Origin of the sequence: Leucobacter musarum subsp. musarum, from assembly GCF_001273845.1 — a bacterium.
Classification (GTDB): domain Bacteria; phylum Actinomycetota; class Actinomycetes; order Actinomycetales; family Microbacteriaceae; genus Leucobacter; species Leucobacter musarum.
Genome location: NZ_JHBW01000062.1, coordinates 74,675 through 91,714, shown reverse-complemented (window position 1 = coordinate 91,714; position 17,040 = coordinate 74,675). Strand labels below are relative to the sequence as shown.

At 69.3% G+C, this 17,040-nt stretch carries 15 protein-coding genes and 1 riboswitch; of the genes, 9 read left to right on the top strand and 6 right to left on the bottom strand.

Features of this window, described 5'->3' with window-relative positions:
• The first annotated feature begins 378 nt into the window (after window positions 1-378).
• Both CH42_RS00610 and trpS read left to right on the top strand, forming a co-directional pair.
• A complete protein-coding gene (locus CH42_RS00610; RefSeq protein ID WP_053351279.1) occupies window positions 379-1,236 on the top strand; it encodes an exodeoxyribonuclease III in 858 nt (285 codons plus the stop codon).
• A gap of 124 nt (window positions 1,237-1,360) precedes the next feature.
• Window positions 1,361-2,368: a tryptophan--tRNA ligase gene (trpS, locus tag CH42_RS00605; protein ID WP_053351278.1), complete on the top strand. Its 1,008-nt coding sequence runs from the start codon at window positions 1,361-1,363 to the stop codon at window positions 2,366-2,368.
• An 83-nt stretch (window positions 2,369-2,451) separates the two neighbouring features.
• On the opposite strand, the gene CH42_RS00600 is transcribed toward trpS, so the two are convergent.
• The 5 genes from CH42_RS00600 to CH42_RS00580 all read right to left on the bottom strand — a co-directional run bounded on the left by CH42_RS00600 (window position 2,452) and on the right by CH42_RS00580 (window position 7,772).
• Complete coding sequence (locus tag CH42_RS00600; protein WP_053351277.1) at window positions 2,452-2,793, bottom strand: P-II family nitrogen regulator; 342 nt, start codon at window positions 2,791-2,793, stop codon at window positions 2,452-2,454.
• A 59-nt stretch (window positions 2,794-2,852) separates the two neighbouring features.
• Entirely contained in the window at window positions 2,853-4,124 is a 1,272-nt protein-coding gene (locus tag CH42_RS00595; protein ID WP_053351276.1) for an ammonium transporter, read from the bottom strand.
• A 75-nt stretch (window positions 4,125-4,199) separates the two neighbouring features.
• A complete protein-coding gene (locus CH42_RS00590) occupies window positions 4,200-5,432 on the bottom strand; it encodes an allantoate amidohydrolase (protein WP_053351275.1) in 1,233 nt (410 codons plus the stop codon).
• 1 nt (window position 5,433) lies between these two features.
• Window positions 5,434-6,612, bottom strand: coding sequence for an FAD-dependent oxidoreductase (locus CH42_RS00585; RefSeq protein ID WP_053351274.1), 1,179 nt, complete (start codon window positions 6,610-6,612; stop codon window positions 5,434-5,436).
• The gene (locus tag CH42_RS00580; protein WP_239683890.1) at window positions 6,609-7,772 is read right to left on the bottom strand and encodes a tyramine oxidase subunit B; all 1,164 of its coding nucleotides are present in this window, start codon (window positions 7,770-7,772) and stop codon (window positions 6,609-6,611) included. The genes CH42_RS00585 and CH42_RS00580 overlap by 4 nt, the downstream gene beginning before the upstream one ends.
• Before the next feature lie 148 nt (window positions 7,773-7,920).
• Here CH42_RS00580 and CH42_RS00575 point away from each other — a divergent pair, with 148 nt between their 5' ends.
• Window positions 7,921-8,850, top strand: coding sequence for a LysR family transcriptional regulator (locus CH42_RS00575; RefSeq protein ID WP_053351273.1), 930 nt, complete (start codon window positions 7,921-7,923; stop codon window positions 8,848-8,850).
• 39 nt (window positions 8,851-8,889) lie between these two features.
• Here CH42_RS00575 and CH42_RS00570 read toward each other — a convergent pair whose 3' ends face one another.
• Window positions 8,890-9,930 carry an alcohol dehydrogenase catalytic domain-containing protein gene (locus CH42_RS00570; RefSeq protein ID WP_053351366.1) on the bottom strand — a complete coding sequence of 347 codons (1,041 nt, stop codon included), beginning with the start codon at window positions 9,928-9,930 and terminating at the stop codon, window positions 8,890-8,892.
• Between the two features lie 111 nt (window positions 9,931-10,041).
• Here CH42_RS00570 and CH42_RS00565 point away from each other — a divergent pair, with 111 nt between their 5' ends.
• The 6 genes from CH42_RS00565 (at window position 10,042) to ribH (ending at window position 16,938) form a co-directional block, all read left to right on the top strand.
• Window positions 10,042-12,177, top strand: a complete 2,136-nt coding sequence (locus tag CH42_RS00565; RefSeq protein ID WP_053351272.1) for a DUF2156 domain-containing protein — start codon at window positions 10,042-10,044, stop codon at window positions 12,175-12,177.
• Complete coding sequence (locus tag CH42_RS00560; protein ID WP_053351365.1) at window positions 12,170-12,907, top strand: DUF1345 domain-containing protein; 738 nt, start codon at window positions 12,170-12,172, stop codon at window positions 12,905-12,907. The genes CH42_RS00565 and CH42_RS00560 overlap by 8 nt, the downstream gene beginning before the upstream one ends.
• A 108-nt stretch (window positions 12,908-13,015) precedes the next feature.
• Window positions 13,016-13,157: riboswitch (FMN riboswitch) on the top strand.
• A 59-nt stretch (window positions 13,158-13,216) separates the two neighbouring features.
• On the top strand, window positions 13,217-14,422 hold the full coding sequence (locus CH42_RS00555; RefSeq protein ID WP_082309195.1) for a bifunctional diaminohydroxyphosphoribosylaminopyrimidine deaminase/5-amino-6-(5-phosphoribosylamino)uracil reductase RibD: 1,206 nt from the start codon (window positions 13,217-13,219) through the stop codon (window positions 14,420-14,422).
• A complete protein-coding gene (locus CH42_RS00550) occupies window positions 14,422-15,111 on the top strand; it encodes a riboflavin synthase (RefSeq protein WP_053351271.1) in 690 nt (229 codons plus the stop codon). Before CH42_RS00555 ends, CH42_RS00550 begins: the two co-directional genes overlap by 1 nt.
• Window positions 15,108-16,403, top strand: a complete 1,296-nt coding sequence (locus tag CH42_RS00545) for a bifunctional 3,4-dihydroxy-2-butanone-4-phosphate synthase/GTP cyclohydrolase II (RefSeq protein ID WP_053351270.1) — start codon at window positions 15,108-15,110, stop codon at window positions 16,401-16,403. Before CH42_RS00550 ends, CH42_RS00545 begins: the two co-directional genes overlap by 4 nt.
• A 46-nt stretch (window positions 16,404-16,449) precedes the next feature.
• Entirely contained in the window at window positions 16,450-16,938 is a 489-nt protein-coding gene (ribH, locus tag CH42_RS00540; protein ID WP_053351269.1) for a 6,7-dimethyl-8-ribityllumazine synthase, read from the top strand.
• Window positions 16,939-17,040 lie beyond the last annotated feature (102 nt).

The following is a 17,040-nucleotide window of genomic DNA, read 5'->3' as shown; positions in this document are numbered from 1 at the left end:
TGGAGCATCGGGTGTTCTACGTGAAACATCACGGTGCCCGAGGGCTCGCGGGAGCGTCCAATATCCAGCAGTAATGGGGCCGCATCGACGACCCTGATGATCGGCGACGCCGTGCGCAGATCGGCGCGATGACAGGGATCTCCCGGTGCGCACGACCGCACGGGTGCGACGTGCTTCGGTGCGGTGCGCGTCGTCGCGTTACGGGATGCAACGAACTGTGACGCGGCGGCACTGGTCTGGGGAGCGTGTGAGCAACGGCCGCGGCCTTCCGTCGCGGCGGCGAACCTCGTGCACACGGTGCAGTCGCAGGTGCGGGATCCGCACGACGAAATTTCTCCGGCGCGACCGGCGGGGCCTTGCCGAAGTAGACTGGCGGGCATGGCTGAAACCTTGCGTCTCGCATCCGTCAACGTCAACGGCATCCGGGCCGCGTACCGGAAGGGCATGGGCGACTGGCTCGAGGCACGCGGCGTCGACGTGCTCGCCCTGCAAGAGGTGCGCGCCGATGATGCCCACCTCACCGAGCTGCTCGGCGAGGGTTGGCACTTTCTGCACGACCCCTGCCAGATCAAGGGCCGCGCCGGCGTCGCCATCGCAAGCCGCGTTCCCGCCACCGCCCACCGCGTGGGCCTCGGCGCACTCGACGCCCAGGAGCAGATCCAGTCGTCGGGTCGCTGGATCGAAGCAGACTTCGATCTCGGTGGCACCCCCTTCACGGTCATCAGCAACTACACGCACTCGGGCGAGGTCGATACGCCGCGCCAGGAGGCGAAGTGGGCGTTCCTCGACGCGATGAGTGAGCGCATGCGCGAGCTCTCGGCCGAGCGCGAGCTCGTCGCAATCGTCGGCGACTTCAACGTGGGGCACCGCGAGCTCGACATCAAGAACTGGAAGGGCAACGTGAAGCGCGCCGGGTTCCTGCCGCGCGAGCGTTCCTACTTCGACCGGTTCTTCGGGGCTGAAGGCGAGACCATCACCGGTGTCGACGGCACCGAGGGCGCCGGCTACGGCTGGGTCGACGTCGGGCGCCGCTTCCACGGCGAGGTCGACGGCCCGTACACGTGGTGGTCGAACCGCGGCCAGGCGTTCGACAACGACACGGGTTGGCGCATCGACTACCAGGTCGTCACGACGGCGCTCGCCGAGCGCGTCGAGCACTACACGGTCGACCGGGCCGAGTCGTACGACGCCCGCTGGTCGGATCACGCCGCCACCGTCGTCGACTACCGCGCCTAGGCCCACTCCTCGGCGCTCGGGCCGGCTGCCGTGACACACGGCTCGCCCGCCTCGCAGACCGGGACCGTGCGCGCACGGCGATCCCGCACCGCTCTTCTCGATTTCACACCCGCAAGGAACTCCCATGAGTGACACCACCAAGCCCGTGCTCTTCTCGGGCATGCAGCCGTCGAGCGACTCGCTGCAGCTCGGCAACTACATCGGGGCCCTGAGCCAGTGGACGCAGATGCAAGAAGACTTCGACGCGTTCTTCTGCGTCGTGAACCTGCACGCGATCACGGTGCCGCAAGATCCGGCCGAGCTGGTCGCCCGCACGCGTCGCACCGCAGCCCAGTACATTGCCGCCGGCATCGACCCCGAGAAGTCGACGCTGTTCGTGCAGTCACAGGTGCCCGCGCACGCCGAGCTCGCCTGGGTGCTCAACACCGTCACCGGCTTCGGCGAAGCCAGCCGCATGACGCAGTTCAAGGACAAGTCGCAGAAGAACGGCGCCGACGCGTCGTCGGTGGGGCTGTTCACGTACCCGATCCTGATGGCCGCCGACATCCTGCTGTACCAGGCCGCCAACGTACCGGTGGGCGAAGATCAGCGCCAGCACGTCGAGCTCACCCGCGACCTCGCCGCGCGCTTCAACTCGCGCTTCGGCGAGACGTTCGTGGTGCCCGAGGCTCAGATCCCGAAGGGCACGGCGAAGATCTACGACCTGCAGGTGCCCACCGCGAAGATGTCGAAGTCGGCCGAGAGCGAAGCCGGCCTCATCAAGGTGCTCGACCCCGCAAACGTCACGAAGAAGAAGATCATGCGGGCCGTCACCGACGCCGACGGCGAGATCCGCTTCGACCGCGAGGCCAAGCCCGGCGTCGCGAACCTGCTCACCATCTATTCCGTGCTCAGCGGGCGCACGATCCCCTCGCTCGAAGAGGAGTACGCGGGCCGCGGGTACGGCGACCTGAAGAAGGGCCTGGTCGAGGTCGTCGAAGAGAGCCTCGCGCCCGTGCGCACGCGCACTGAAGAGTTGCTGGCGGATCCCGCAGAGCTCGATCGCCTGCTCGCCCGAGCCGCCGATCGCGCGAACGAGGTCGCGAACCGCACGCTCGACCTCGTCTACGAGCGCATCGGGCTGATCCGGTAGCTCCAGCCGGCTTCGCAACTCACGAACGTACGAAACCCCCGCAACCGCTGCGGGGGTTTCGTGCCTTCGGGCCCGGCGTCCCCCTACTTCGTCGCGTCTTCCCCGGTCTCGCCGGTGCGCACGCGAATCACCTGGAGCACGTCAGTGACCCAGATCTTGCCGTCGCCGATCGAGCCGGTGCGCGCGGCGTCTTGAATCGCGGTCAGCGCGGGTTCGAGCACGTCATCGGCGACCACGATCTCGATGTACAGCTTCGGAAGAAAGTCGACTTTGACCTTCTGCGAGCGATAGACCTCGACCTTGCCGGTCTGGGTGCCATGCCCCTTCGCATCCGAGATCGTCATGCCCTTCACGCCGACTTCGGCGAGGGCGAGCTTCACGGGTTCGAGGGCACTGGTTTGCAGCACTGCGGTGATGAGCTTCATGATGCGTATCCTTTCAAGGTTTCAGGCAGGAGCGGAGCGGGTGCGAGCGCATGCGCGACTCACGGCCGCGTATCGTCGAACTCGTACGCGGTCTCGACGTGCAGTGAGGTGTCGAGGCCCGCGCGCTCCTCACCGTCGGGCACGCGGAGCCCGACGGTGACCTTGAGCACGAACGCGATGATCGCCGTGACGATGAACGTGTAGGCGAAGACCGCGCCGACCGCGGTGAGCTGCGCGCCGAGCAGTTCCCAACCGCCGCCGAAGAAGATGCCGGTCGCCCCCGCAGGCGAGCTGGGGTCGGCGATGAACGCGATCGCGATCGTGCCGAAGATGCCGGGGAACATGTGGATCGCCACCGCGTCGAGCGCGTCGTCGTAGCCGAGCTTCTCTTTCAGGCCGAGCGTCGCGAACGCGACGATGCCTGCGAGGAAGCCGATGCCGAGCGCACCGAGCGGCGACACCGAATTCGCGGCCGGGGTGATGCCGACGAGACCGCCAAGCACGCCCGAGATCGCGCCGAGCGAAGTGGCCGCCTTGCGCACGATCCGCTCGATCACGAGCCAGCCGAGCAGACCGGCGCACGCGGCGACGAGGGTGTTGGTGAGGGCGACGCCCGCGCTGTCGTTGATGCCGCCCGACGACCCGCCGTTGAAGCCGTACCAGCCGACGAGCAGCAGGCCGCCGCCGAGCACCGCGATGGGCAGGTTGCCGGGCCGGCCGACGTGCGGGAAGTCGCGGCGCTTGCCGAGGAAGAGCGCGAGCACGAGCGCGGCGACGCCGGCGTTCATGTGCACGGCGGTGCCGCCGGCGAAGTCGATGGCGTGCACCTTGTTGGCGATCCACCCGCCGATCGTCGATCCATCGGCCGCGTCGAACGCGAACACCCAGTGCGCCACGGGGAAGTAGACGAGCGTCGCCCACAGGCCGCTGAAGATCAGCCACGTCGAGAACTTCATGCGCCCCTCGACGGCGCCGCCGATGATGCCGACGGTGAGGCCGGCGAAGATCAGTTGGAAGACGGCGATGAGAATCGCGGGCACTGCCCCCTCAGGCGTTTCGGCGCCGAGCAGCTCGCCGATGCCGATCAGGCCCGCCGGGTTGCCGATGATGCCCGCCCCGCCGACCGAGTCGCCGAGCGTCAGGCCGTAGCCGACGAGCACCCACAGCACGGCGGTCACGGCGAAGCCGCCGAAGACGATCATGATGGTGTTCAGGATGTTCTTGGTGCGCGAGAGGCCGCCGTAGTAGAGCGCGAGCCCGGGCAGCATGAGGGTGACGGCGACGGTGGCGGTGAGCATCCACGCCGTGTTCACTTGCGAGGTGATATCCATATCGGTCCTTTCGGGGGCGGTTTCGGGAGGGGAAAGCACTGCGGGCGAGCCCGGCTGGGGCCCGCCCGCAGGGGGTTAGTACGTCAGGAGCGAGTGCAACACGTCGGTGAGGGCTTCGACTCCCGCGTCGACGTCGGCGGGCGCGGAGGTCTCGGCCGGGGTGTGGGAGGCGCCGGTCGGATTGCGCACGAAGAGCATCGCGGTCGGAATCGCCGCGGCGAGCACCCCGGCGTCGTGGCCGGCGCCGGTGTCGAGCACCGGAGCGGCCGGCAGCACCGTCCGCAGATGCGCGCGCAGCTTCGGGTCGAAATCGACGGTGGGCGAGAACGACTGCTCCTCGACCCGCACGGTGCACCCCTCGGTCTCGGCGGCGCGCTGCACATCGGCGCGAATCTCGGCGACGATGCGACGCACCGATGCTTCGTCGCGGTGCCGCACGTCGAGCCAGGTTTCGGCACGCGAGGCGATGACGTTGGTGCCGCCGGGCACGACGGCGATACGACCGACCGTGCCGCGGGCGTCGGGCACGGCGAGCGTACGCTCGCGGGTGCTCCGGATCATCTCAGCCGCGACCACCACCGGGTCTTGGCGATCGCTCATGCGCGTCGCCCCGGCGTGATCACCGCGACCCTCGATGATCACGTGCCAGCGGCCGTGTCCGAGAATCGCCCCGGCGAGCGCGACCGGCTGCCCGAGATCTTCGAGCCCGCGGCCCTGTTCCACGTGTAACTCCACGAACGCCGCGATGCGGGCGAGACGCTCGGGGTCGGGGCCGATGCGATCCGGATCGAACCCGGCCGCAGTCGCGGCCTGGGCATAGCTCACACCCGCCTCATCGGTCAGCTCGCGCACGCGGCTCGGCGGGGTCACCCCGACGAGCAGGCGCGACCCGAGGCACGCGACGCCGAAGCGGCTGCCTTCCTCCTCGGGAAACACCGCGACGGCGAGGGGACGCTGCGGAGCGACACCGCGCTCGTGCAGGCGGTCGACTGCGGCGAGGCCGCTCACAACTCCCAGCGGGCCGTCGAAGTTGCCGCCGCCCGGCACGGAGTCGAGGTGCGAGCCGGTGACGATGGCACCGCTGCGGTCACCGCCCGGCACGTCCCACCACGCCCAGATGATGCCGTTGCCGTCGGTCTCGAGCGCGAGCCCACGATCGGCTGCGTGACGCGCGAACCAGGTGCGCAGTTCGAGTTCGGGTGCGGAGAAGACCGGGCGCGTGTAGCCGCCGCGCACCGGGTCGGTGCCGATGTCGGCGATCTCTGCCAAGAGCGCGTTCGCGTCGCCGGGCGTCGTGATGGCGCCCATCTCACACCCCCGCAAATCGCTGACCGGTGGCGCGGAAACGCTCGTGCGGCACCTGCGAGCCCGCGACCAGATCGGCCACGAGTTCACCGAGCAACGGGGCGAATTTCGCGCCCTGACCCGAGCACGGCGAGAGAATCGTGATGCCCTCGGCCCGGTCGATGATCATGTCTTCGCCCGGCACGTTCGTGAACAGGCACGTGGTCTCTTCGTACGATTCGGGGATCAGTCCAGGAGTGAAATCACGCACGAACTGCACGATGCGGTCGCGGTTCGCCGGATCGATCTGACCATCCTGATCGCGCGCCGATCTGATCGCCCGCCCGCCGTTGTACTCCGCGATCTTCTGCCCGCGGAAGCCGGCGTCACGACCGCCCGGCAGGCTGTATGTCTGCATCTCTTCGCCCTTGTAGATAAACGTCGGCCACGAGGTCGAGCCGTACGCGGCGGTCTCGCCGCGGTGCAGAATGTCGCGGTACGGGAAGTGGTAGGCGTTCTCCTGGCGCACGTCGAACTGCGGCATCGCGTCGGCGAATCCGGTTGGCAGATCGAGATCGCCGAGCAGCGCGGGCAGCCATCCGCCGGCGGCCACGATGACCTGTTCGGCGTGCACCGTATCACCGCGCGTCGAGGTCACGACGTACCCGGCTCCGCCCGGCTTGACCCGCACCTGCGCCGCCTCCCAGCCGATGTAGACCTGCGCGCCCGCGCCCTGGGCGAGGTCGAGCATCGCCTTCACCGAGGCTTCCGCATCGAGCACTCCGGCGCCCGGATGCCACAGCGCCTCGGTGTCGAAGCGCAGCTGCGGCCAGCGCGCCTCGGCCGAGACCGCACTGATGAGTTCGTGCTCGATACCGGCTGCCTCGAGCACTGCGGCGAGACCGCGCGGGTTGCGCACCGCGCCGAAGTCGAGCGCGCCGCTCGGGGTGATGAGTCGCTTGCCGCTTGCGGCCTCGAGCTCATCCCACCCCGGCTTCGATCGCACCACCAAGTCGGTGTAAAACGCATCGGGGTAGGCGTAGCGGAAGATGCGCGCGGAGCCGTGCGAACTGCCCTGTGCCGAAGCGGGGATGTCGCGCTCGAGCACGATGACCTCGGCACCGGTCTGGGCGAGACGCCACGCGGTCGCGGCGCCGCTCAGCCCCGCGCCGATGATGACGTAGGTTGCAGATTCGGAGGTCATGCGAGATCCGGTGCTTCCCAGAGGTTGAGCTTCGTGCCGATGCCGAGCTCCACCGCATTCTCGTACACGGTCTTGGCCCAGGCCACGTCTTCGACGCCCATGCCGCCGACGCTGAAGAGCACCGGCTGCTCGTCGAACTCGCGCCCCTGCGCGGTGCCGTCGAAGACATCACCGATGTTGACGACGCGCGACTCGTCGAGCTTGCCGGCGTCGATGAGATCTTGCCAGTAGAGACCGATCATGCCGAACGCCGTCTCGTGCGAGGGTGCCGGGTACTCCTCTGCCCACGCCTCGTAGATCTTCTTCGCGTCGGCGATGAGCCGCGCCTTACCCGACACCGTGTAGGCCTCGTCCATCTTGAGGTTCGCCGGCAGGCTCAAGAATGCACCCGGCTTGATCCAGTCGCCATCGATGTAGGGGTAGTTCTCGGAGCCGACGAGCCCGGTCACGGCCTCAGAGACGATGTCGGAGTCGCGCACTGCGGCCTCGGCCGTCTCAGCGATCTCGATGGTCGTGAACTGCGGGTAGTGCAGCTTCACGTAGTCGGCGAACGCCTCCGACGATTCCTTGCGGCGCCCATTGATGCGGATCGTATCGAGCGAGGGCCGCGCGGTGGTCATGGCATGCAGCGCGCTTTTGTTCATCGCGCCCGGGCCGATGATGCCGAGCGACTTCGCGTTGATCGGCGCGAGCTTCTTCGCTGCCGCACCCGGCACGGCCGCCGTGCGGTACGCGCTCTCGAGGTTGCCCGACATGATGGCAAAGGGGGCGCCCGTCTCTTTGTCGTTCAGCACGATGAGGTGGATCGAGCGCGGCAGCCCCTGCTCGCGGTTGTCGATGTTGGATCCGTACCACTTCACCCCGGCCGCATCGAAGCGCCCGCCGAGGTACGCGGCCATCGCCATGAACCGGCGGTCGGCGGCGTCGAGCGGCATCCCGGGGAACGGTGACGACTGCGGAAAGCTGATCTGCGCACCGTGCGAGTTGGCCGAGTTGCCGGCCATACGGTAGTCGCCCTTGGCAACCAGCACGAGCACCTCTTCCATGACCTCCATGCAGCGCTCCATGTCTTTCACCCCCGCGGCGATGACCTCTGGCTCGCTGAGATAGAGCATGTCGATGCGCGTACTGGGGGCGGCCTGCGGGGTCAGTGCGGTCACGGTGAACTCCTTCGAATCCGGGTCGGTGCAACCCAGAAAAGCCAGGTTTCATCCCCCAGTCAAATACCCTTTTGACCGGGAATTCATACCGTTTCGCTCGTAATCAACCGGTAACGGAATGGGAACATTCGCGGCGTATCGTGACCCCATGGAACTCCGTCAGCTGCGCTACTTCTTGGCCGTATCAGACGAGCTCCATTTCGGCCGCGCGGCCGAACAGCTGCACATGTCGCAGCCCCCGCTGAGCCTGCAGATCTCGCGCCTCGAACACGAGCTCGGCGTCACCCTGTTCGAACGCTCGACGCGCAGTGTGCGCCTCACCGCCGCCGGTCGACACCTGCAAACGCGGGCCCGTGCAGTACTTGCCGAACTCGACGAGGTGCGCGGCGAGCTGCGCGACTTCACCGACGGACTCACCGGCACGTTGCGCGTCGGCTTCGTCAGCTCGGCGAACTCGACCGTGCTGCCGGGAGTGGCCCGTCGGTTCCGCGCGGAACGCCCCGGCGTCACGCTCGAGCTCGTGCCCCTCACCTCGTCCGAGCAACTCGAGCGGTTGCGCGACGGCTCGCTCGATGTGGCGATCGTGCGCGACGAGGCCCCCGGGGTGAGCGGCCGTGCAGCGTCGGCGATCCGCACCGAGGTCGTCTACGAAGAGCGCCTCGTCGCCTGCCTCCCCCGCACGCATCCGCTGGCCTCCGCGCAGGAGGTCACCGCGCACGACATCAGTGCCGTGCCGATGATCACCTACCCTCGCGCGATGATGTCAGGGTTCGTGGATCGCGTCACCCAGGTTCTCGGCGAGGCGGGCAGCGTCGCCCGTGTCGCCGAGGAGGTCGTGCATCAGGAGACCGCGATCGGCTTCGTCGCCGCCGGGGTCGGCACGAGCATTCTTCCCGAGTCGATCGGGCAGCTCGTGCCTCCGACGATCGTGACGGTGCCGCTTGCGGGCTCACCGACCACGCAGTTGCTGGCCGCACGGCGCGTGCGCAGCGATCACGGTGCAGCGATCCGCGCATTCCTCGCGTGCCTGCGCGCATCGGCAGCGGAGTTGCGGGCGCCGACGGCTGCGGCGGCCTGAGCGCACGCAGGATCGCCGGGCGCCCGCAGCAGTCGCCTGCTAGGGCACGAGCACCGCGCGCCCCTGCACACGCCCGTGGTGCAGGTCGTCGAATGCTTGCACCGCGTCGTCGAGCGAGTAGCGCACCACCTCGACGCCGATCTTGCCGGCGCGTGCGAGCGCGACCGCCTGGCGCATATCCGACCGGGTGCCGCCGTACGCGCGCTCGATGTTGACGCCCCACGGAAGTGGGGTGCCGCTGCCGGCGACATAACTGAACGCGCCCTCACCGAGCCCGACGAATCGGATCGCCCCGCCGCCGCGCACCACGGCGAGCGCCAGGTCGACGGTGGGCTGCACGCCGACGAAATCGAAGACGACATCGGCGCCGACGCCCCGGGTCTCCGCGAGAATGCGCGCAGCAGCGTCGCCGTTGCTCGGCAGTGCGAGGTCGGCGCCGTGCGACTCGGCGAAGGCGAGCTTCTCGGTGTCGGTATCGAGCGCGATGATGCGTGCACCGGTCGTCGCGGCGAGAATCTGCAGCGCCATGTGACCGAGGCCGCCAAGCCCGATCGTCACGACGGTGGAATCGCCGGTCATGCGATCCCGCACCGTATTGATGGCGTGCATGGGGGTGAGCGCCGCATCGGCGAGCGGCGCCGCGGCGACGAGGTCGAGGTCGCCGATCGGATCGAGGTGGTGCGACTTCACAGCGATGTAGTCGGCCATGCCGCCGGGGCTGCCGATGCCGGGCGACAGCGGCGCGAGGGCCTCGCGCGGGTACACCGTCTCGCACTGGTTGTCGCGACCCGCGAGGCATTCGCGGCACTGCCCGCAGGCGAGAATGAGGGCGACGAGCGCGCGATCCCCCACCTGCCAGCCCCGCACGTCGGCGCCGAGCTGCTCGACCGTTCCCGAGACCTCGTGCCCGAGCGTGCTGCCGATGAGCGGGTTGTCGTCGCCGAAGCCGATGATCGCGATGTCGGAGTGGCAGAGCCCCGCACCACCGACCTTCAGCAGCACCTCATCGGGCGCGATCTCGGGTACTGGCTTGTCATGGATCTCGACGGTGTTGTTTCTGACGTACGTTACGGCGCGCATCACCACTCCAGTTCCGGCCGCGGCAGCCCGCGACCTCGCGTTGCAGACGGGCGGAGTTCCCGCCCGGAATCAACGCTAGCCGCCTCACACCGCGATCTCTAGACTGAGTCCATGACTGCCGCCGAGGCCCCAGCGAGACCCGACGTACGCACTCCGAACCGGGTCATCGCGGTTGCGCGCCGCACACCATTCACCATCGCGTTCATCCTCGCGCTCCTGATTGTCGGCATCTCGACGGGCACCCTGTGGCAGCCGACGGTCGATCAGCCCTGGTACGCCGATGTCGCCACCGGGCTCCCCGCATTCCAAGAGGGCCGCTGGTGGACGATCTTCACCTCGCCGTTCTTCGTGGATCACCCGCTCGTCTACCTGACGCTTCTCCCGCTCGTCGTCGGCGGCCTCGGCTGGGCCGAATGGTGCTTCGGCGCACTGCGCACCGCGGCCCTCGCGCTCGGCGGGCACGTGCTGGGCGTGCTCGGCGCCGCCGGCATCCTGCTGCTCGTCTCTCAGACGGGCTGGGTGTGGGCGGTGCGACTCTCGAACGATCTCGACGTCGGTCCGTCGTGCGCGGCGTTCACCGCCCTGGTGTTCGCGATCGCGACGCTCCCGGCCCCGTGGCGCCTGCGCGCCCGCATCGCGATCGGCCTGTGGGTCGGCATTTCGGTGCTCTACCTCGGCGAGCTCTACGATCTGGAGCACGCAGTGGCGATGACGGTCGGCCTCGTTGCGAGCGGCTGGCTGCCCGCCTTCCGCCACCCAGCGGGGCGGCCCACGCAGCGCGAGTGGCGCCTCATCGGGCTCTCGGGTCTCATCGCAGTCGGCGTGATCCAGATCATCGACCTCGTCGTTCCGTTCGACGGCCCCCTCGGCTCGAACCAGCCCGCGGCGTCGTTCGTCGACGTCGCGATCGACATCGTGGTCATCGCGCTGATCGCCAACGGCATTCGCAAGGGCTATCGAGTGGCCTGGATCGCGGCGCTCGTGCTCGGCCTCTTCAACCTGGCGACCGCGATCCTCGGCTTCATCCTGATTCCGACCGCGGTCGCGGCCGGCGCAATCGACTCGCCGCGCGAACTCTTCGCACTGCTGCTCGCCCCTGCCCTACTGTGGCTCGCCATCGTCGTGTTCCTCATCGTGAGCCGCAGCGCGTTCCGCGTGCGCCTGCGGCAGTCGCGCCGCAAACTCGCCGCCGAGCCGCTGACCCGCGACCAGCTCATCGACCGACTTGAGCAGTTCGGCGGCGGCACGATCTCGTGGATGACCACGTGGGAGGCGAACCAGCGCATCGCCGCGGGCGAGGGCGCGATCGCCTATCAGGCGCACGCGGGCGTCGCCATCGTTCTCGGCGACCCGATCGTGCCCGATACCGAGCGCGCCGACGCGCTCGAGCAGTTCGCGCACACGACGCAGCAGGCCGGGCTGATCCCGTGCGCCTTCTCGGCCAGCGCGGCCTCGGCCGCCGCGAAGCCGGCCGGGTGGCGCTCCGTCGTCGTGGCCGAAGACACCATCGTCGATCTTCCCGGGCTCGCGTTCACCGGCAAGGCCTGGGGCGCCGTGCGCACCGCGATCAATCGGGCGGGCCGCGAAGACATCTCGTTCCGCATGGTCACCCTCGCCGACGAGCCGTGGAACGTGCTCGCGCAGGTTCGGGCGATTTCGGAGCAGTGGGCGGGCGACAAGGGGCTCCCCGAGATGAAGTTCACGCTCGGCACGGTCGAGGAGGCGCTCGATCGCGATGTGCGCGTGGGCCTCGCCGTCGACCCCGAGGGCAACCTCCACGGGGTCACCTCGTGGTTGCCCGTGTACGGGCCGGCCGCCGCCGACTCCGGCGAGCCCCGCATCGTCGGGTGGACCCTCGATCTCATGCGCCGCCGTGACGGCGGCTTCGGCCCGGTCATGGAGTTCTTGATCGCCTCCTCGGCCAAGCACTTCTCTGATGAGGGGTTCGACTTCGTCTCGCTGTCGGGGGCGCCGCTGGTGCGGCCGTCGGCGGCCGAGGCGGGCCCGGTCGATCAGGTGCTGGATCAGCTCGGCGGTCTGCTCGAACCCCTCTACGGCTTCTCCTCGCTCCATCGCTTCAAGCAGAAGTTCAATCCGCGATCCGAGTCGCTGCATCTGCTCTTCAGGGACGAGGGCGACCTGCCTCGCATCGGCATCGCGCTGACGCGGGCCTACCTGCCCGACGCGTCGATGCGCGACCTCGTGTCGTCGGCGGCCGCCGGTGCGTCGGGTTCGGGCCATGACTGAGCCGGCTGCGGCGAGCGCCGCGGTCTCGGCACGGGCATCGCGGGGTGCCCGCGCATCGACCGCGTTCTCCGTCACCAACGAGATCGGCGGCCTGCTCGTGCAGCTGCTGCTCGTGTGGGTGGGCGCCTCGGTCGTGTGGGGCACCGATGACGAAGCGACGTCGACGGTGCAGCTCATCGTGTGGTGCATCATCGCGTCGCTCTACCTGGGCGCGACGATTGTGGCGCTCAACGTACTCGTGCGGGTCGACCGGCCCGACCCCGCCGCGGTGCGCATCATCGTCGGCCACCCGATCACCCGCGCGCTGTCGACGATCGTGACGTTCGGCGCGAGCGCGATCGGTCTCGTCGTCGCGCTCGACCTCATCTCAGAACTCGGCCTCGGCACGCATGAGCCGATCGCTGAATTCTCCGCGGTCTGGGCCATGCTGCTGTCGTGGGCGATCTTCAACTGGGGGTTCGCCCGCATCTACTACTCGAGGTACCACCGTGCGGCAGAGCCCACGCTGGTGTTCCCCGGCACCCCCGAGCCCCGGTTGGTCGACTTCGTGTACCTCGCGTTCACCAACGCGACGACGTTTGCGGTCTCCGACGTGCAGATCACGAGCACCCGCATGCGTTGGACCATCGTGTGGCACACCTCGATGGCGTTCTTCTTCAACGCGCTCATCATCGTGCTCACCATGAACGTGATCGCGAGCGGCAAGCTGCTCGCCGATCTGTTCGACTGATCCCGCTCTCGACCCCATCGACCCCACGCAATGTTGCGCCGTGTTGCGCCCCGGGCGAAATCAATGCGACCGCATTCACGCTTCGTGTCGATGCGGACTACGATGATGATCGTGTTCCGGGGTCGGTGTGATTCCGAACCGGCGGTGACAGTCCGCGAGCGTCGTACCCACGATGTTGAATCGGTGAAATTCCGATACCGACGGTGATGGACGCCTCACGGCGTTCGAGTCCGGATGAGAGGAACGCGCGGGTGACGGGCGTCCGTCGACCCTGCGCACCCGGCACGCAGTGGAGAACGGCGGACCGGGATGCTCGATCAGAGCCTCATCGAGGACGGCATGCGGCGTGGGCTGACGATCGCCCACCGCGGCCCCTCTGACACCCCGAATCCGCAGGTCGGGTGCGTGCTGCTCGACCCCGAGGGGCGCATCGTCGCCGAGGGCTGGCACCGCGGCGCCGGCACCCCCCACGCTGAGGTCGACGCGATCGCGCACCTCCCGGCAGAGTGGCGATCCCGCACCCGCGAACTGACCGCCGTCGTCACCCTTGAGCCCTGCAACCACACCGGCCGCACCGGCCCCTGCGCCGTCGCGCTCGTCGAGCTCGGCGTGGGCGCGGTCGCGTACGCGCTCTCCGATCCGGGCCAGGCCTCATCGGGAGGCGCTGACACGCTTCGCAACGCCGGCATCGAGGTGCGTGGCGACGTGCTGCCCGGTGAGGCGCGCGCGCTGCTCGGGCCGTGGTTGGCGGCGCAGGGCGGAGCCGGCACTCCCGTCACTGCCACCGATGCCGCCCCCGAACCGACGGACGACCTTGCCACCACACGGCCGCGCGTCATCGTCAAGTGGGCGCAGACCCTCGACGGGCGCGCTGCGGCGACCGACGGGTCGAGCCAGTGGATCACCGGGCCCGAAGCCCGCGCCGACGTGCACGTGCGCCGCGCCGCGGCCGACGCGATCCTGATCGGCACCGGCACGCTGCTCGCCGACGACCCGACGCTCACGGCACGCGACGCGCAGGGTGATCTGCTGGTGCCCGCGGCGGATCAACCGGTCCCGGTGGTGCTCGGCCATCGCGCGATCCCCGAGGCCGCGCGCCTGCGGCAGCACCCGGCGCTGGCGGCGCACGGTCTCGCGGCGCCGATCCAGCTCACCGGTGATGACCTCGCCGCCGATCTTGCGGCCCTCGCGGCGCGCGGCATCCGCAGCGTCTTCGTCGAGGGTGGGCCCGCGGTCGCGAGCGCGCTGCTCACCGCCGGGCTCGCCGACGAGGTGCTCGTCTATGTCGCCCCCGCGCTGCTCGGCGGGCCGAAGCTCGCAATCGGCGACCTCGGCATCCCGAGCATCGACGCGATCGCTCGCCTGTCAGACGCGACCACGACGGCGCTCGGCGACGATCTGCTCGTCACCGCCCGACTCGCGGCCCGCCCCGATACTGCACCGCACACCGACACTGCACTGCCCACCGACACTGCACCCCACGCCGCTCGCGGCATCTCCACGGAAGGATCCTGATGTTCACTGGACTCATCGAAGAAATCGGCGAGATCGTCTCCGTGGAACCGGTCGACGACTCACTGCGGCTCGTCGTGGCGGGCCCGACCGTCACCAGCGACGCGGCGCACGGCGCCTCGATCGCCGTCTCCGGCGTCTGCCTCACCGTGATCGATCGCGGTGAAACCCCCGACGGCCGTGCGACCTTCACCGCCGACGTGATGGCGCAGTCGATCAAGATGTCGACGATCGGCGACGTCGCCCCCGGCACCCGGGTCAACCTCGAGCGCGCCGTACGCGTCGACACGCGCCTCGGCGGCCACATCGTGCAGGGCCACGTTGACGGCACGGCCACGCTCATCTCGGCGACTGAGCACGAGGCCTGGCGCGTGCTGCGGTTCTCGCTCGACGCCGCGCTCGCCCCCCTGCTCGTCGACAAGGGCTCGGTCACCCTCTCGGGCGTCTCGCTCACCGTCTCGTCGATCTCGGCGGAGTCGGAGCCCGAGCAGTGGTTCGAGGTGTCGCTGATTCCCGAGACGCTCGTCGCCACGATCCTCGGCGGCCTGCAGCCCGGCGACCGGGTGAACGTCGAGACTGACATCCTCGCCCGCCACGTCGCCCGCATGCTGCGCCTCGGCGTCGGCCCTACGGCCGTCGACCTCGACTCCGCTTCCGAGCTGTCCGCCACCACCGAAGGAACCCGCGCATGAGCACCACCGAGTCCGCACCCCCGCGCACGCCCGGCATCTCCACCATCGAAGAGGCCGTCGCCGCGATCCGCGAGGGCCGCCCGGTCATCGTCGCCGACAATGAGGATCGCGAGAACGAGGGCGACATCATCATCTCGGCGGAGCTCGCATCGGCCGAGTGGATCGCCTGGACCGTGCGCTGGTCGTCGGGCCTGCTCTGCGCCCCGATGACCAACGCCATCGCCGACGAGCTCGAGCTGCCGATGATGGTGTCGCGCAATGAAGACGTGCGCGGCACCGCGTACACCGTGACCGTCGATGCGGCGCACGGCGTCACCACCGGCATCAGCGCGAGCGACCGCTCCACGACGCTGCGCGCGCTCGCGAACCCGAACGCCGTGCCGACCGACGTGCGCCGCCCCGGCCACGTGCTGCCGCTGCGCGCGGTCGACGGGGGCGTGCGCGCCCGCGACGGGCACACCGAGGCCAGCGTCGAGCTCATGCAGCTCGCGGGCCTGCGCCCGGTCGCCGCAATTGCCGAGATCGTCGCCGAAGACGGCGAGATGATGCGTCTGCCCGAGCTCATCCAGCTCGGCGCGCGCGAGGGCGTGCCGGTGATCACCATCGAGCAGCTCATCGCCTACCTGAACACGCACGACCCCGAGGGCGCCCCCGCGGCCGAAGAGCAGATCCGACGCGGGGTGAGCCTGCGCGCCGACACCCTGCTGCCGACCGAGCACGGCGAGTTCCGCGCGATGGCCTACCGCGACCGCCGCGCCGGCATCGACCACGTCGCATTGGTCGCCCCGCTCCCCGATGGCTCGCTGCCCAGCGGTCAGGCGCTCGTGCGCGTGCACTCCGAGTGCATCACGGGCGAAGCCTTCGGGTCGCTGAAGTGCGAGTGCGGGCCGCAGCTCGACGCCGCACTCGATCGCGTGCACGAGGTCGGCGGCGTCGTGATCTACCTGCGCGGTCACGAGGGGCGTGGCATCGGACTCGCGAACAAGCTCCGCGCGTACCAGCTGCAGGAGCAGGGCGTCGATACGCTCGACGCCAACCTGCAGCTCGGATTCCCCGCCGACGCCCGCGACTACATCGCCGCGGCCGAGATCCTCGCCGACCTCGGCATCGACCACGTGCGCCTGCTCACGAACAACCCCGAGAAGGTCGCGCAGCTCGAAGCACACGGCATCACCGTCACCGAGCGCGTACCGCTGCTCATCGGCGTGACCGAGCAGAACCTCAACTACCTCGCCGCCAAGCGCGACCGCATGGGGCACCAGCTGCCCGAGAACGTGCGCGACAGCCAGTAGGCTCGGCGATCCTGCACCCCACCCACCCCTTTCGAAGGAGCACCACATGAGCGGAGCCGGAGCCCCGGATCTCACCGTCGACGCCACCGGCCTGCGGGTCGCCATCATCGGCGGCAGCTGGCACGCCGAGATCATGGATCACCTCGTCGCGGGCGCGCAGCAGTCGGTCTCGGCCGCCGGTGCCGAGCACGAGACGTTCACTGTGGCAGGCGGGTTCGAGCTGCCCCTCGCGGCGCAGATCGCGCTCACCCCGCGCGAATCGGGCGGCGGCGGGTTCGACGCTGCGGTCTGCCTCGGCATCGTGATCCGCGGCGGCACCCCGCACTTCGAGTACATCAGCTCGTCGGTGACCGACGGCCTGACGCGCGTGCAGCTCGACACCGGCAAGCCCGTCGGCTTCGGCGTGCTCACCACCGACACCGAGCAGCAGGCGATCGACCGCTCGGGCCGCCCCGGAGCCCCGGAGTCGAAGGGCCGCGAGGCCGCCGAAGCCGCACTGCACCTCGCCATGCAACTGCGCGCCATCACGGCGTAGCGGCGGCGCCGCCCCACCCGCACTTCTGCGATCGGGGTAACTTCGGACCGGTGTTTCGGCGCTTCTCGGCGCCCACACTGGTCCGAAGTTGCCCCAATCCGG